We start from the raw sequence: 14206 nt of genomic DNA on the forward strand, positions 1-14206 counted from the left end.
CTTTTGCCCATGAACACCTTCGACTTCTTCGTCGGCACCTGGACCTCCAAGCAGCGCCGTCTGCGCGAGGTGCTCACCGGCGGCGACGACTGGTACGAGTTCGCCGGGATGACCCGGTGCTGGAGCGTCCTCGACGGCAAGGGGAACTTCGACGAGGTCACCTTCCCCGAGCTGGGTTACGGAGGAGTGACACTACGCCTGTACGACGAGGCCCGCGACGAATGGTCCCTCTACTGGGCGGGCAGGACAGGGCTGTCCTTGCCGCCCGTGGTCGGCCGGTTCGGCGCGGACGGCCGCGGGGTCTTCACGGCGGACGAGCTGTACGAAGGCAGGCCGATCACCGTGCGGTTCCTGTGGTCGGAGATCACTGAGACGTCCTGCCGCTGGGAGCAGGCGTTCTCCACCGATCAGGGTGCCACGTGGGAGGCCAACTGGATCGCGGACTTCACCCGTACGAGCTGACCGGCGCCGCTCGGCCGGCCGCGGCCCGCGCCACCCACGGACCAGGCGCCCCGCGCCCGGAGTCCTCAGTCCTGGCCCGAGACCACGCCGAGCTGGTCGAAGGCCGCGTCGACGCTCGGCCACAGCGCGGCCGGGTCGCCCGCCGCGACCTGGTGACCGGCTAGGTAGCAGGCCAGCGCCACCTGCGGGGCCAGTGCGGCGGTCTCCGCCGAGGCGCCCTGCTGCCGCAGCAGCTCGCCGACCAGCTCGACGAGGCGCCGATGTTTGCGGGCCGCGCGGTCGGCGAGCTCGGGGTTCTCCGCGATCAGCCGTTCGCGCAGGACGTAGCGATCGGTGTCCCGCGTCGCCCACGCGCAGACGTCCGCCACGGTGTCGCGCAGCACCGCGAGCGCCTCCGGCAGCGTCGGCGGACGGTCGAGCCGCAGCTCGCGGTGTCGGCGGGCGAAGTCGTCCAGCCATTCCTCCTCGCCGGCGAAGACGACCTCCTGCTTGTCGCCGAAGTAACGGAAGAACGTGGTGCGGCCGACCCCGGCCCGGTCGGCGATGTCCGCGACCGTCACGCCGGCGTAGTCGCGTTCGGCGAACAGCTCGTACGCGGCCGCGACGATCTCGTCGCGGGCCCGCTGCTGGTTGCGCGCGCGGAGGGTGGATCGGGGCACCACGTCAGTCTAGCCTCGCTGTACTTTGCTCCATTATGGTACGCAGTACCACTTAGGTACTTCATTCCATGGAGGATGGACATGCGAGCGGTGCAGATCACCGAGTTCGGCGGGCCCGAGGTCGTGGCCGTACGCGACGTGCCCGAGCCCAGGCCGGGAGCCGGTCAGGTCCTCATCGACGTGGCGCGATGCGGGGTGAACTTCGCCGACGCGCTCCTGCGCGAGGACCGCTACCTCGCCTCCGTCACGCTGCCGCTGATCCCCGGGATCGAGGTCGTCGGCCGCGCCGCGGACGGACGGCGGCTGGCCGCCATGATCTCCAGTGGCGGGTACGCGGAGAAGGCCGTGGCAGCCGAGGGTGGCGCCTTCCCGGTGCCCGACGGGGTGGACGACGTGGCCGCCGTCGCGCTGCTCGCCCAAGGGCTGACCGCGTGGTGGCTGATCAACCACACCGCGCGGGTGCGGCCGAGGGAGAGCGTGGTCGTCCACGCGGCGGCGGGCGGCGTCGGCTCGCTGGCCGTACAGCTGGCCAGGCTGCGCGGTGCCCGGGTCATCGCCACGGCGAGCACGCCGGACAAGCGCGAATTCGCGCTGTCCCTCGGCGCGTCCGCCGCCGTCGACCCCGCGGCGGACGACCTCACCGAGGCACTGTACGCGGCGAACCACGGCGAGCCCGTCGATGTGGTCCTGGAGATGACGGGCGGGCGCGTCACCGATCAGAGCATCGCCGCGCTGGCCCCCTTCGGCAGGCTCGCCTTCTACGGGATGGCCGGCGGGGTCGAGCCCGGCCTGGTGTCGCCGCGCGACCTGCAGCGCCGTTCGGTCACGGTCAGCGGCTTCTGGCTGATGAACGCCCTCGCCCGTCCGGAGGTCCTCCGTGAGGCGTACGCGGAGATGTCGGGGCAGGTCGCGGCGGGTGAGCTGCGCGTGGTCCACGGCGGCGACCACCCGATGTCGGACGTACGGCGCGTGCACGCGGACCTGCGTGGCCGCCGGACCACGGGCAAGCTCGTCCTCGATCCGACAAGATAGAACCGATCGGTTCGATGTCTGCTACGATCCGGATTCGTGGCGACATTTGTCTTGATCCCCGGTATGTGTCATGGCGGCTGGTGCTTCGACGAGCTCGCCGAGCAACTGCGGAGTCGGGGGCATCGCGCGTACCCGCTGACCCTGACCGGCATCGCCGAGCGCAGCCACCTGCTGCACGGCGGGGTGAACCTCGACACCCACATCCAGGACGTGACCGGCGTCCTGACCGCCGAGAACATCACGGAAGCGATCCTGGTCGGCCACAGCTACGGCGGAATGGTGATCACCGGCGCCGCCGACCGCGCGCCCGCCGAGCGGGTGCGCGGCCTGGTCTACCTCGACGCCGTCGTGCCCGGGCGCGGGGACTCCTGCTGGAGCCTCGTCACCGAGCAGGAGCGGCGCTGGTACGTGGACGTGGTGGACAGCGGCTACGCGACCCGGCCGCTGCCGTTCTTCGACCCGCGCGCCACGGCCCACCCGCTCGCCTCGCTGCTCCAGCCGCTACGACTCACGGGAGACCTCTCGCACGTGCGTCGCAGGGAGTATGTGTACGCGGCGGGATGGGACGGGGAGTCGCCGTTCACGCCCGTCTACGAGCGGCTGCGCCGCGACCCCTCGTGGACCGCCCACGCGGTGGACAGTGCGCACAACCTCATGCGCGACGCGCCACAGGACCTGCTGAAGATCCTGCTCGCCGCCGCCTGAGGGCTCTCGCGAGTGGCGTCCGGCGACTCCGGATCAGGGATTCGAGGTCAGGGAGTCAACGAAGCGTGACATTCCGGCCAGCCACCGGTCGGGGTTCTCGGCCTTGCGATGGACGAACTCCGCCACCTCCGGATGCGGGAAGATGTGGAAGCGCTCGGCCTCGAGCCCCTCGACGACCGCGGTGGCCACCTCGGACGGGTCGAGGATGGTTCCCGAGGCGGCCACGGCCCTCGCGGTCAGATGGTCCTCCTCCAGCCCCTGCTCCAGCATGCCGGTACGCACACCCTGCGGGCACAGGACGCTGACCTTGATGCCCTGCGACGCGTAGTGGATGGACACCCACTCGGCGAACGCGATCGCCGCCGCCTTCGTCACCGCGTACGGGGCGTCGCCGGGGCAGCTGATCAGGCCCGCGGCGGAGCAGGTGTTCAGCAGGTAGCCGCCGCCTCGGGCGACCATGGCTGGTACGACGGCGCGGGCGGCGTACACGTGGGCCAGCACGTTCACCGCGTACAGGCGGCTCCACTCCTGGTCCGGGGCGTCCAGCCCGTGGCCGGCGATGATGCCGGCGTTGGAGCAGAACAGGTCCACCGGGCCGAACGGGGTCTCAGCCAGAGCGGCGACCTCCGACTCCGAGGCCACGTCCACGCGTACCGCTGCGGCGCGGTCACCGATCTCCTTGGACACCGCGGTCGCCCCGGCCTCGTCGAGGTCCGCGACGACGACTCCGGCCGCTCCTTCGGCGGCGAACCTGAGCGCCATCGCCCTGCCGATCCCGCCGGCCGCGCCCGTAACGACGACGACCTTGTCCCGTACCCGCATCTGCACTCCTTCCGACCCAACGCCCTATCCCGCATTCCACCCCCCGGAAGAGGTCCCCCCGACGGGCGCTTCCACCCTCCCTGAACTTCGCCCCTTCCCGAATGGGGGCTTCCATCCTCCCCACACGGGCGCTTCAGCCCTCCCCGAACGGGCCCTTCCGCTCTCCGAACGGGCCTTACTGCCGAGCGCGTCCGCCCGCTTCAGTCCACCATTTCCACCGATCTCGGGCCACCGCTCCCGCACCAGTCCCAGGATCGACTTTCCGCCCACCCTCGCGCATTTCGGGCAGCGCCCGCCCGGCCTCGCGCGGTATTGGGATCACTTGCCCGCCGATACCGCCTGCCCATCGGGACCGCCTGCCCGCCCCGACCGTGGCCCCTCGCGCCCCCGCCCCTCGCGCCCCTCGCCGCTCGCGATGAGCGGCACGGCACCATGGTCCACGACCTGCGCCCCCAGCGACGTCCGCCCCCAGCGGCCGCTGTCTGAAGCCGCTCACGTACCCCCCACCCCGCCACCCCGAGGCCTCGCCCCACCAACCCCCACCCCCGCAGGCAGAAGCGGCGAACCCACCCCAAACGCCTCCCAGCCCCAACCCCCACCCAACGAAGAAGCAGCGTGGGCAAAGAACCTCCCCCAATTAGGGCGTGATTCCACTGCGACTCAGCGTGATCAGATGAGAGGTTTCTCATCTGGGCTTCAGCGTGGTCTCCTCGAAGGGCGTCAAGGTCAAGGTCATGAAGCATCGGGGAACGCTGGTCCTCTTCGCCTTGGCCGCGGCGATGGCGGGATTCATGTCGGTGGGGCTGGTGCGCGCGGCCGACAACGAGCCCGATCTGGGCGAGTCCGTCGTGGTGTCACACACGCCCGCACTGAACGGGGCCGGCATCCAGGCCCCCACAGGCAGCGGCACCCCCGGGCCGGGCTCGACCCCGCCCACCACCGCCGCGAAACCAGAGCTGACCGCGAACGCGCGACCGGATCCCGCCGCGAGCGCGAAACCGGAGCTCACCATGGGCGCGGCAACACCGTCCGCCACGAATGTGGCATCACAGCCGGCCACGGGCGCCGGGCCTCAGCCCGCTGTCGGCACCAGGCCACAACCCACCACCGGCCCGCCACCGAAGCCCACCTCGAGCGCCAAGCCGAAGTCCGGCACGGATACCGGGCCGAGACCTGCCAGGAGCACCGGGTCGCGCGACGACGACGGGTCTGCGGCGCGCGAGAGAGTCGTACGGCCCACCCCGCGCCAGACCAGGGCCGAGCCGGTCAGACCGCCGGCGCCCAGACCAGGCGGCGATGACGACGATGACGATGGCGGCGGCGGCGGCGGTGGCGGTGGCGGTGGCGGCGGCGGAGATGACGATGACGGCGACGACGATTGACCAGGTGATCGAATGCGGGTGAGCGCCCGTGCCCGGATCGTGGGCTGGATGCTCGCCGTCGTCGGCCTCGCCCTCGCCGTCTCGATCTTCGCGACCTGGACCATCCTCCTGGCTCGCCTGGACGACCGTACGAACCTCGAGCTCAGCAACGAGGCGGAGAAGCTGCGCCGGTACGCCGCGACCGCGCGCGACCCGGAGAACGGCCGCGCGATCACCGACGTCGGGCAGTTGCTGACGGAATACCTGGCGCTCAACGCGCCCGACAGATGGGAGACGTTCTTCAGCATCGTCGACGGCAAGGCTCACAAGATCACCGCGATCCCGCCGCCTGTACGCCTCGACATCGACGACGCGCTGGTCGCGCGGCTGGCCACGGCCACCAAGCCCGACGGCGGCGAGATCGAGAGTCCGAAGGGAACGGTCCATTACGCGGTGATCCCGGTGACGGTGAAGGCCGACCCCCGCCCGGGTCACTTCGTCGTGGCGATTCTCTACGACCGCCACCGCGACGAGATCGTCGACGCGGTGCGGGTCCTCGGGCTGTCCGCGCTGGCGGCGCTGGCGTTAGCGGGGGCGGCCGGGTGGTTCGTGGCGGGGCGGGTGCTGGCGCCGGTCCGGTTGATCGGTCAGACGGCCGAGCAGATCAGCGACTCCACCGATCTCACCCGCAGGCTCGACGTGCCGGGCGACGACGACGTGGCCGCGCTGGCCGCGACGTTCAACCACATGCTCGACCGGCTCGAAAACGCCTTCGTCGTACAGCGGCACTTCATGGACGACGCCGGTCACGAGCTGCGTACGCCGATCACCGTCATCCGCGGCCATCTGGAGCTCATGGGAGACGATCCGCGCGACCGCGCGGAGACGCTCGCCCTGGTCACCGACGAGCTCGACCGGATGAACCGCATCGTCGAAGACCTCCTCACCCTCGCCAAGGCGGAGCAACCGGGCTTTCTCGACATCCACGACGTCGAGGTGGCCGACCTCACGGTCAGCGTCGTCGCCAAGGCCCGCGCGCTCGGCAACCGCCGCTGGCGGGTAGACGAGGTGGCCGAGGCCCGCGTGCCCGCCGACCGCCAGCGGCTCACGCAGGCGCTCATGCAACTCGTGGCCAACGCCGTCCGCCACACCACCGACGACGACCTGATCGCCGTCGGCTCCGCCGTCCGCGACGGATGGGTCGAGCTGTGGGTACGCGACAGCGGCCCCGGGGTGGCGCCCGCGGAGCGCGAGCGGATCTTCGGCCGGTTCGTGCGCGGCGCGGGGCGCACCGTGTCGTACGAAGGCGCCGGTCTGGGGCTGGCCATCGTCAGATCGATCGCCGAGGCCCACGGCGGCAACGTCAAGGTGACGGAAGCCCCGGGCGGCGGAGCCCGTTTCGTCATGTCCATCCCACTGTGGGAGCTCTGGAGACTGGGATGAACCGGATTTTGATCGCCGAGGACGAGGCCAGGATCGCGTCGTTCGTGGAGAAGGGGCTGCGGACCAACGGCTTCGTGACCGCCGTGGTCGGGGACGGGGTAGCGGCATACGACCTGGCCTGCGCGGGCGGGTTCGACCTGCTGATCCTGGACATCGGGCTGCCGTTGAGCGACGGGTTCACGGTGCTGCGGAGGTTGCGGCAGTCCATGGTGACCATACCGGTGATCATCCTGACCGCCCGCGACAGCGTGAGCGACACCGTGGCTGGGCTGGAGGGCGGCGCCGACGACTACATCGCCAAACCCTTCGCCTTCGAGGAGCTCCTGGCGAGGGTACGGCTACGGCTGCGCCTCCGCGCCGACCGCACGCCGGAGGTCACGGTGTTGCGGGTGTCGGACCTGTCGCTGGATCTCCGTACGAGGCGGGCGTACGTGAGGGATCGGACAGTTGACCTGTCGACCAGGGAGTTCGCGCTGGCGGAGATCTTCTGCCGGCACCCCGACCAGGTCCTGACGCGCGAGCAACTTCTCAGCCACGTGTGGGGCTTCGACTTCGACCCCGGCTCCAACGTGGTGGACGTCTACGTTCGCTACCTGCGCCGCAAGATCGGCGCCGACCGGATCGAGACCGTCCGCGGCACCGGCTACCGCATGAGAGCCGCCTAATCATCACCTCACCCTCGCCTCACCCCGCCCCGACAAGCTGTTCTCAGCAGCACCAACGGAGGGAGCGCCGTGACAGCCGGACTGGTAATGGATCTCGTGTCGATCGTCGCCCTGGCCTATGGCCTCTACTACCGACGACATCACCGACGCGACCTGCTCTTCGCCTATGTGGCACTCAACGTGGGCATCTTCGCGGTCGTCTCACTCCTGCTCGTCCAACGCGTCGACGTCGCCGTCGGCTTCGGCCTGTTCGGCGTGCTGTCGATCATCCGACTCCGCTCCAGCGAGATCACCCAGCAGGAGATCGCCTACTACTTCATCGCCATCGTGCTGGGCCTGGTCAACGGCATCGCGGGCGCCTGGCCGCTGACCGCCCTCCTGCTGGACGCCGTCCTGCTGGCGGTGATGTACGTCGCCGACCACCCGGGCCTGCTCGGCCGCACCCGCCACCAGGTCATCACCTTGGACGTCGTCCACTCGGACCCGGACCTGCTCCGAGTCGACCTGGAAAGCCGCCTGCGGGCACACGTCCTCCACTACGTGGTCACCCAGATCGACTACGTCCGCGACATCACGGTGGTCGACGTCCGCTACGTAGCCCCTCCCCAACGGGTCGGCATCCGCTGACCCCAACCACCGAACGCCACCTGGCTGGAGGTGGAGCGCGGTGCCCGGGAGGTGGAGGTGGCGGAGCCGATGGTCGAGCGCGATGCCTTGGTGGTGCCGCGGAGGTGGGGCCGGAAGCGGAGGTGGCGCGGTGCGGGGTGGAGGGTGCGGGATGAGGGTGCGGGATGCCGAGTGCGGGGCGCGGGACTGGAACGCGGGACGTGGGGTGGAGGGCGGGGGATGCCGAGTGCGGGGCGCGGGACTGGAGCGCGGGACGTGGGGTGGAGGGCGGGGGATGTCGGGTGAAGGGTGTGGCGGGAGCGAGTCGGTGGATGAGGTCATGGACAAGATCGTGGGGGTGTGGTGATGGGTGAGTTGGATGCGGATGTGCTGCTGGCCGGGGTGGCGGCTGAGGTGGCGCCGATCGGGCTTGAGGACGTGCCGGAGCTGATGAGCCGGGTCGATCGCAAGTACATCGTGACGGCCGCCACCATGGCGGCGCTCGCGGCCGAGCTGGGGGGCCGGTTCGCTGTGCTGCGCATCGGGGCAAGACGCCAGTTCCGTTACACCTCGACGTACTTCGACACGCCTGACCTGCTCACCTTCCACCAGCACCGACAGGACCGGCGGCGCAGGTTCAAGCTTCGTACCCGCACCTATCTGGACGGGGGTGGCCGGTGGTTGGAGCTCAAGCTCAACGGCACGCGTGGCAGCACCGACAAGCACCGCATCCCGTACGACGACGCGCCGAGCCGGATCCTCACCCGGGAGGCACTCGACTTCGTACGCGACACCCTGCTCGCCGAGTTGCGCCTCATCGCCCCCGAGACGCTGGGGCCGGTGCTGTCCACCGACTACCGGCGGGTGACCTTCATCGACCCCTCGGGCGCGGCCAGACTCACGTGTGACACGGGCCTGCTCTGCCACGACGGGCAGTCCAGCGCACCGGCTCGCCGCGATTTGGTGCTGCTGGAGTCGAAGTCCGCCGATGGGAAGGCGCTGGTGGACAAGGTTCTGCGTGGGATGGGGGTGCGGCCGGTCACCGTGAGCAAGTACTGCCTGGCGGTCGCGGCGCTCCGGCACCTGCCCGCCAACCGCTGGCATCCGGTGCTGCAGCGCTATCTCGTCCACCGTCCCGAGCCGAGTGCGCAGCGGCTCGTGTCCAGGGGTTCGACGGGGTGCTGGGGCCAGGCGGCCGCGCGAGGGGGCCGGTGGGCGGGGCCTCGGGGAGCTCACAGTGGCAGGAGGAGCAGCGGGAATGGCGCTGGTGTGCAGGCGTGATTCGGTATTCGGGCTTGGGGTTGCGTTCCCCGCTTGTCTCCGTGTTCGGGCCTGGGTTGCGCTCCCCGCGTGCGTCCGTGTTCGGGCTTGCGTTGCGTTCCCCGCTTACCTCTGTGTTCCCTCAGGGGTCTGGGGATTCGGGGGGTTGGTGGATCGGCCGCCTTTCTAGGGGGACCGCGTCGAGCGCGTTTCCCGGAGGGCGGGGCTGGTTACGGTGTCCAGGCTGGGTCTCGGCCGATGATGCCGAGGAGGCGGTCGAACGGTGGGGCGTGGTTCGGTACGTCGACCGCTGGGCCGAAGGCGCCGCGTTGTCTGCCCATCTCCGCCATCTGGCCGGTGAAGTGCAGTGCCACCGAGACGGCCTCAGGGTCCGGGCTGTACTCCTGGCCGGTGGCCTTGGCCAGGTCCCAGCCGTGCGCGACCATGTCGACGAGGTACATGTGGGCCAGCGTGGCCATCGGCAGGCCCATGGCGGGGCTGGTGCCCTCCCACGCCTCGGGGCGCGACCAGGTGGCCAGCGTGCGCTCCGCTCGTTCGGGGAAGTCGCCCACGTACGGTTCCTGCTCGATGCGATCCCCCTGGTTCCCCAGCGACTCGAACAGGTCCGCCACCCACTCGAGGTGGTTGATCAGGCCTTTGACGTCGAACTTCGCGCAGGGCGTCGGGAGCCCGAGCTGGTCCTGTCGCACCGTGTGTACCAACCCGGCGGTCTGTTCGGTGGCGCGCGTCATCAGCGGCATGATGTCGTCCATGGCAGTCATGGTGCCCCGCCTGCCCGAGGTGCGGCTTGTAAAAACGCGACAGCGTGGCTGGGTCAACCCGTACGCGGGGCTCGACGCCTTCGATTACGCGCGGCACGCGCCCTCGCCGGAAATTTCGGCGTTTGTGTCGCACTTCTGGGTCGTCACGTGGACCGACCTTGCCGACCCGTACGAGCAGCGCATCGTCTCGCATCCCACCGTGAACATGACGATCTCCCATGACTTCCACCGGATCGCGGGGGTGATCAAGGGCGGGTTCTCGTACACGATGCGGGGCAGGGGTCGCGCGCTTGGGACGCGTTTCCGCCCCGGCGGCTTCCGGCCGTTCCTGGGTGGTGGTTCGGTGTCGCGGTTGACCGGTCGTTTCGTGGAGATCGGCGAGATGTTCGGGGCGGCGGGTGTGTCCCTGGTCGAGCAGGTTCAGGCCGAGGCTGATGCTGGGGCCGCCGTCGCGCTCGTCGACGGGTTCCTGCGGGGTATGGGGCCGGAGCGGGATCCGTTGGTGGAGGAGGCCGCGGCACTGGTGGAGCTGGCCGAGAACGACGTGTCCGTGACCAGGGTCGATGAGCTGGCCGCCAGGTCGGGGCGGTCGGTGCGGTCGCTGCAGCGGTTGTTCCGGGACTATGTCGGGATCGGTCCCAAGTGGGTGATCCGCCGTTTCCGGTTGCACGAGGCGGCGGAGCGGGTCTACGAGGGGCTCGACCTTGCCACGTTGGCCGCTGAGCTTGGCTATACCGATCAGGCTCACCTGACTCGTGACTTCACCGCCGCGGTGGGCATGACGCCTGCGGCTTACGCTCGGCTCGGAAGTGACAAGGCGTGAGTGCGTGAGCTCGGCGTCCGCTGGGGGCTCGGGTCCTTGGGGGAGGCGGTGGTCTCCGCGGCTTGGGGGAATTGGTGGTCTTGCTGTTCGGGTCCGGTGGTGGCGGGCCTTTTGTGAGTGAGTGATCATCCGGCGAGGTGATTTGCTGGGTTTAGGTGGGTTTCTGGTAATTGCGGGTTTCTGTGCGTTCGAGTGTTTCGGATAGCAGTCGTCGTACCGTTTCCCCGAAGGGGACGTCGAGGTAGAAGAAACGGCTCCGGTTGGGGAAGTCCGCGCGCAGGGACTGGAGTGCCGGCCGTGAGGATGCCTTCGAGGATGACGTGGTGGCCGTGGTCGAGCGCGTAGCGGGTCACGGTGTCGATGAGGCCGATGTTGACGCCGTCCGGAACGTCGAGTTCGCGGAGGATGTCGCGGCACAGCAGGTCCTGGCCCACCAGGGCGAGGCCGCGGCTGCCGGCCAGCGTAGCCGCTGCTCTCGGGTTCGTGCTGCGAATCTGATGGGTACGGTCGTCATATGCTTGAGCGCATTCATGAGATATCAGGCGTCTTGCTAAGTGCGGACGGATATCTTGACGATTTCTGGCCGAATTTCCGGAACATTGATGACGTGTTCTGGAAGCTTGAGCGTATTCAGCGCTTCGAGGCCGGGGAGCCGAGCTGGCTGGCGATGATGGAAGGCGACTGGGAACGCTCGCTCAAGTTGGTCGACGACTCCGGTGTCGAGGGCCGGAGCAGGGCCTTCCCGTGCCGGCGGATCCGGATCGTTGAGCAACCCGTCACGCCGTACCTGCAGTGGGAGATGCACGTGCTGGCGTTGCGGGTGGCGGTGGCCGAGCAGGTGCGGGTGCTCGACGCGGGGGAGGTGTCCGATCTCGAGATCGACCGGCGCCTGCCGGAGCTCGTCGTGCTGGGGTCGTCCGTGATGTACGAGGTGACGTACGACGCCTCCGGGGCCCACAGCGGGGCCAGGCGGATCGACGACCCCGAGGTGATCGCGGCGTGCCGGGGTGAGCTCGACAAGCTGTTCGCGGCCGGGGAGGACTTCCAGGTCTACTACGAGCGGGAGATCGTGCCGATGTCGGCTTCCCGGGTGACGACCGTCTGAGATCGTCGTCGGCGCCCTCCTCCGATGACCGTCCGAGGTCGTCGTCTCAATGCCGAGGGCCGTCTCGGTGCCGAGGGCCGTCTCGGCTGCCTGCGCCGGGGCCTGTGAGGGTGTTCAAAGGGGGAGGCTGCCGGGGGTCTGTGAGGGTGCTCGCAGGGGGAGGCTGCCGGGGGTCTTGAGGGTGTTCAAAGGGGGAGGCCGCCGGAGGCCCACGCGAGCGTTCACAAGGGGAGGCCGCCGGTGGCGGTGCTGGTGGAGCCGGTGGCTCGGTAGGCGGCTATGGTGCGTTCGGCGATGCGCATCTGGTGGATCTCGTCGGCGCCGTCGGCGAACCGGGCCCAGCGGGCATGCTGGAACATGCTCGCCAGCGGCGTGTCCGTCGAATACCCCAGCGCGCCGTGCACCTGGATCGCCCGGTCCACGATCCGGTTGAGGCTGCCCGCCACGAAGTGCTTGGCCATCGACACCTCCGTACGGAAATCCTCGCCCTTGTCGATCTTGGAAGCGGCATGCAGGACCATCAGCTTGCACTGGTACAGCTCCATGGCCGAGTCGGCGATCATCCACTGGATGCCCTGCTTCTCGGCCAGCAGCGAGCCGTGGCTGTAGCGGTTGAGCGCGCGGTCGACCATCATGTCCAGGGCCGTCTCCGCCTGGGAGATCCAGCGCATGCAATGGGCGAGCCGGGCCGGGCCCAGGCGGTACTGGCCGAGGCGGTGACCGTTGCCGCGACCGCCGAGGATCCGGCTGTCGGGCACGCGCAGGTCCGTGATGACGATCTCGCTGTGGCCCGTGGAGCCGTGCATCGTCTCGATCTCGCGTGCGTCGTCCCAGCCCGGGTCGGGGAGGTCGACGAGGAAGGCGGTGTTGGCGCCGCGCGAGCCCTCCGGCACGTCCGGCTCCGTCCGCGCGATGAGGATCGCGAAGTTGGCCCGGCGCGCGTTGGAGATGAACCATTTGTGGCCGTTGATCAGCCACTCGTCCCCGTCCCGGACGGCCGTGGTGCGGATCAGGGTGGGGTCGGAGCCCGCCACCTCCGGCTCGGTCATGGCGAAGCAGGACATCTGCGTGCCCTCCAGGAGCGGCCGCAGATACTTCTCTTTCTGCTCGTCCGTCGCCCAGTGCAGGAGGGTGTGCATGTTGCCCTCGTCCGGGGCCATGCAGTTGAGCACCCACGGCCCGACGCGGGTCTTGGCCGCCTCCGACTGCACCATGGCCAGCTCGACGTGGCCCAGCCCCATGCCGCCCCACTCCTTCGGCATGTGGGGCAGCCACAGCCCCTCGGCCTTGGCCTGGGAGCGGAGCCGGAAGATCGTGCGGAGGTAGGCGTCCCGGTCGGCCTCCTTCACCTCCTCCATGGCGGGGATGACGGTCCCCTGGATGAAGGCGCGGACCCGCTTGCGGATCTCCTCGTGCTCGGGGGCGAGGGTGAAGTCGATGGCCATACCTGACACCGTGTCACGGTCGGCGCAGCGGCGTGAAGGCCCAGGACATACGCGGCTCCACGGCCCAGTGGAAGAGCTTGCGGACCGGCGGCGTGCACAGGAGCGTGGCGGCGGCCACGCCGAGCAGGATCGACAGCGGCACGCCCAGCTCGAACCGCTCGGCGACCTTGACCACGAACCCGTGGAGCAGGTACGCGTACATGGTGGCCGCGCCCAGCCCGCTGAACCACGTGCGCCGCGCGGGCGTCACCGCCAGGAAGGCCGCCAGCAGCACCGCCCCGGCCAGCAGCAGCCCCAGCCGGATGGCCGTGCCGGTGAGGTCGTCCACGTGCAACTGCGCGTTGGACAGGCGCCACCTGATCCACTCCGTGGGCACCTGTTCGTGGACGAGCAGCGCCGCGGCCAGCCCCAGGCCGAGCGTGAGAAAACCGGCCAGCCTCATGTACGGCCTGCGCAGCAACGCGAAGTGCTCCGGCTTGAGCATCAGCCCGAGCACGTAGAACGGCAGCAGGCCGAACGTCCGGTTCATGGCCAGCTCGTCGGGCAGCGCGCTCATCCCGGTCAGCAGCGACAGCACGACCGCGATCGCCAGCGGCCACCTGAGCTGCTGCCACACGGGCGTCGACAGCCGCCACAGGAACAGCGACAGCAGGAACCACGTCAGGTAGTACGGGTCCAGCAGGCTCAGCTCGAACTTCCCGTACAGGATCAAACGCGGCAGCGAGTACGCCAACTCGAAGATCAGGTACGGCACCGCCAGCGTGGAGATGAGCTTGCGCGCCTTCCCCGCCGAGAACGTGAACCGGCGCGACAGATAGCCGCTCAGCACGATGAACAGCGGCATGTGGAAGACGTAGACGTAGAAGTACAGCGCGTGCGCGATGGGGTGATCCCGCTGGTCCTCGATGAGGTGACCGCACACCACGAGCAGAATGGCCAGGTATTTGGCGTTGTCGAAGAACGGGTCCCTGGCGGTCACGGACCTGGTGTCGAGGGCGACGGGAGAAGTCACAAATCCCGCACCCTAGCCACCGAA

16 protein-coding genes are annotated in these 14206 nt (G+C 69.5%); 9 read left to right on the plus strand and 7 right to left on the minus strand.

Translation table 11 applies throughout. The features are described 5' to 3' along the window. Nucleotides 1-9: 9 nt before the first annotated feature. Nucleotides 10-462, plus strand: coding sequence for a hypothetical protein (locus tag ABZS69_RS61540; RefSeq protein ID WP_355392570.1), 453 nt, complete (start codon nucleotides 10-12; stop codon nucleotides 460-462). 65 nt (nucleotides 463-527) lie between these two features. Here ABZS69_RS61540 and ABZS69_RS61545 read toward each other — a convergent pair whose 3' ends face one another. Continuing rightward, entirely contained in the window at nucleotides 528-1121 is a 594-nt protein-coding gene (locus ABZS69_RS61545) for a TetR family transcriptional regulator (RefSeq protein ID WP_355392573.1), read from the minus strand. An 81-nt stretch (nucleotides 1122-1202) separates the two neighbouring features. On the opposite strand from ABZS69_RS61545, the gene ABZS69_RS61550 reads away from it, so the two are divergent. Both ABZS69_RS61550 and ABZS69_RS61555 read left to right on the plus strand, forming a co-directional pair. Then, a complete protein-coding gene (locus ABZS69_RS61550; RefSeq protein WP_355392575.1) occupies nucleotides 1203-2153 on the plus strand; it encodes a zinc-binding dehydrogenase in 951 nt (316 codons plus the stop codon). 36 nt (nucleotides 2154-2189) lie between these two features. Then, nucleotides 2190-2858 carry an alpha/beta fold hydrolase gene (locus ABZS69_RS61555; RefSeq protein ID WP_355392578.1) on the plus strand — a complete coding sequence of 223 codons (669 nt, stop codon included), beginning with the start codon at nucleotides 2190-2192 and terminating at the stop codon, nucleotides 2856-2858. A 33-nt stretch (nucleotides 2859-2891) separates the two neighbouring features. Here the strand turns inward: ABZS69_RS61555 and ABZS69_RS61560 are convergent, their stop codons facing one another. Both ABZS69_RS61560 and ABZS69_RS61565 read right to left on the minus strand, forming a co-directional pair. Further along, complete coding sequence (locus ABZS69_RS61560) at nucleotides 2892-3680, minus strand: SDR family NAD(P)-dependent oxidoreductase (protein ID WP_355392581.1); 789 nt, start codon at nucleotides 3678-3680, stop codon at nucleotides 2892-2894. Nucleotides 3681-4365: 685 nt separating this feature from the next. Next, entirely contained in the window at nucleotides 4366-4716 is a 351-nt protein-coding gene (locus ABZS69_RS61565; protein WP_355392584.1) for a hypothetical protein, read from the minus strand. Nucleotides 4717-5080: 364 nt separating this feature from the next. On the opposite strand from ABZS69_RS61565, the gene ABZS69_RS61570 reads away from it, so the two are divergent. The 4 genes from ABZS69_RS61570 to ABZS69_RS61585 all read left to right on the plus strand — a co-directional run bounded on the left by ABZS69_RS61570 (nucleotide 5081) and on the right by ABZS69_RS61585 (nucleotide 9036). Then, nucleotides 5081-6484 carry an ATP-binding protein gene (locus tag ABZS69_RS61570; protein WP_355392587.1) on the plus strand — a complete coding sequence of 468 codons (1404 nt, stop codon included), beginning with the start codon at nucleotides 5081-5083 and terminating at the stop codon, nucleotides 6482-6484. Further along, on the plus strand, nucleotides 6481-7149 hold the full coding sequence (locus ABZS69_RS61575) for a response regulator transcription factor (protein ID WP_355392590.1): 669 nt from the start codon (nucleotides 6481-6483) through the stop codon (nucleotides 7147-7149). Before ABZS69_RS61570 ends, ABZS69_RS61575 begins: the two co-directional genes overlap by 4 nt. 87 nt (nucleotides 7150-7236) lie before the next feature. Then, nucleotides 7237-7776: a DUF4956 domain-containing protein gene (locus tag ABZS69_RS61580; protein ID WP_355392682.1), complete on the plus strand. Its 540-nt coding sequence runs from the start codon at nucleotides 7237-7239 to the stop codon at nucleotides 7774-7776. Nucleotides 7777-8121: 345 nt separating this feature from the next. Next, entirely contained in the window at nucleotides 8122-9036 is a 915-nt protein-coding gene (locus ABZS69_RS61585) for a polyphosphate polymerase domain-containing protein (protein ID WP_355392593.1), read from the plus strand. Nucleotides 9037-9245: 209 nt separating this feature from the next. Here ABZS69_RS61585 and ABZS69_RS61590 read toward each other — a convergent pair whose 3' ends face one another. Continuing rightward, nucleotides 9246-9788 (minus strand): TIGR03086 family metal-binding protein, encoded by a 543-nt coding sequence (locus ABZS69_RS61590; protein ID WP_355392596.1) that lies wholly within the window; start codon nucleotides 9786-9788, stop codon nucleotides 9246-9248. On the opposite strand from ABZS69_RS61590, the gene ABZS69_RS61595 reads away from it, so the two are divergent. Continuing rightward, entirely contained in the window at nucleotides 9787-10620 is an 834-nt protein-coding gene (locus tag ABZS69_RS61595) for a helix-turn-helix domain-containing protein (protein WP_355392598.1), read from the plus strand. The genes ABZS69_RS61590 and ABZS69_RS61595 overlap by 2 nt on opposite strands. 125 nt (nucleotides 10621-10745) lie before the next feature. Here the strand turns inward: ABZS69_RS61595 and ABZS69_RS61600 are convergent, their stop codons facing one another. Next, the gene (locus tag ABZS69_RS61600; protein WP_355392600.1) at nucleotides 10746-11054 is read right to left on the minus strand and encodes a hypothetical protein; all 309 of its coding nucleotides are present in this window, start codon (nucleotides 11052-11054) and stop codon (nucleotides 10746-10748) included. 80 nt (nucleotides 11055-11134) lie between these two features. Between ABZS69_RS61600 and ABZS69_RS61605 the strand changes: the two genes are divergently transcribed. Continuing rightward, on the plus strand, nucleotides 11135-11725 hold the full coding sequence (locus ABZS69_RS61605; RefSeq protein WP_355392603.1) for a DUF6879 family protein: 591 nt from the start codon (nucleotides 11135-11137) through the stop codon (nucleotides 11723-11725). Between the two features lie 221 nt (nucleotides 11726-11946). Here the strand turns inward: ABZS69_RS61605 and ABZS69_RS61610 are convergent, their stop codons facing one another. Beyond that, nucleotides 11947-13170 (minus strand): acyl-CoA dehydrogenase family protein, encoded by a 1224-nt coding sequence (locus ABZS69_RS61610; protein ID WP_355392606.1) that lies wholly within the window; start codon nucleotides 13168-13170, stop codon nucleotides 11947-11949. A 13-nt stretch (nucleotides 13171-13183) separates the two neighbouring features. Then, nucleotides 13184-14182, minus strand: coding sequence for an acyltransferase family protein (locus ABZS69_RS61615; protein WP_355392609.1), 999 nt, complete (start codon nucleotides 14180-14182; stop codon nucleotides 13184-13186). Between the last annotated feature and the right edge of the window lie 24 nt (nucleotides 14183-14206).

Origin of the sequence: Nonomuraea sp. NPDC005650 (assembly GCF_040605375.1) — a bacterium.
Taxonomy (GTDB): Bacteria; Actinomycetota; Actinomycetes; order Streptosporangiales; family Streptosporangiaceae; genus Nonomuraea.

Excerpts from the sequence above, each read along its gene's own strand:
- ABZS69_RS61540 (WP_355392570.1), top strand. The coding sequence starts at position 10 with ATGAACACCTTCGACTTCTTCGTCGGCACCTGGACCTCCAAGCAGCGC.
- ABZS69_RS61550 (WP_355392575.1), top strand. The coding sequence starts at position 1,203 with ATGCGAGCGGTGCAGATCACCGAGTTCGGCGGGCCCGAGGTCGTGGCC.
- ABZS69_RS61560 (WP_355392581.1), bottom strand. The coding sequence starts at position 3,680 with ATGCGGGTACGGGACAAGGTCGTCGTCGTTACGGGCGCGGCCGGCGGG.
- ABZS69_RS61575 (WP_355392590.1), top strand. The coding sequence starts at position 6,481 with ATGAACCGGATTTTGATCGCCGAGGACGAGGCCAGGATCGCGTCGTTC.
- ABZS69_RS61580 (WP_355392682.1), top strand. The coding sequence starts at position 7,237 with ATGGATCTCGTGTCGATCGTCGCCCTGGCCTATGGCCTCTACTACCGA.
- ABZS69_RS61585 (WP_355392593.1), top strand. The coding sequence starts at position 8,122 with ATGGGTGAGTTGGATGCGGATGTGCTGCTGGCCGGGGTGGCGGCTGAG.
- ABZS69_RS61595 (WP_355392598.1), top strand. The coding sequence starts at position 9,787 with ATGGCAGTCATGGTGCCCCGCCTGCCCGAGGTGCGGCTTGTAAAAACG.
- ABZS69_RS61590 (WP_355392596.1), bottom strand. The coding sequence starts at position 9,788 with ATGGACGACATCATGCCGCTGATGACGCGCGCCACCGAACAGACCGCC.
- ABZS69_RS61605 (WP_355392603.1), top strand. The coding sequence starts at position 11,135 with ATGCTTGAGCGCATTCATGAGATATCAGGCGTCTTGCTAAGTGCGGAC.
- ABZS69_RS61610 (WP_355392606.1), bottom strand. The coding sequence starts at position 13,170 with ATGGCCATCGACTTCACCCTCGCCCCCGAGCACGAGGAGATCCGCAAG.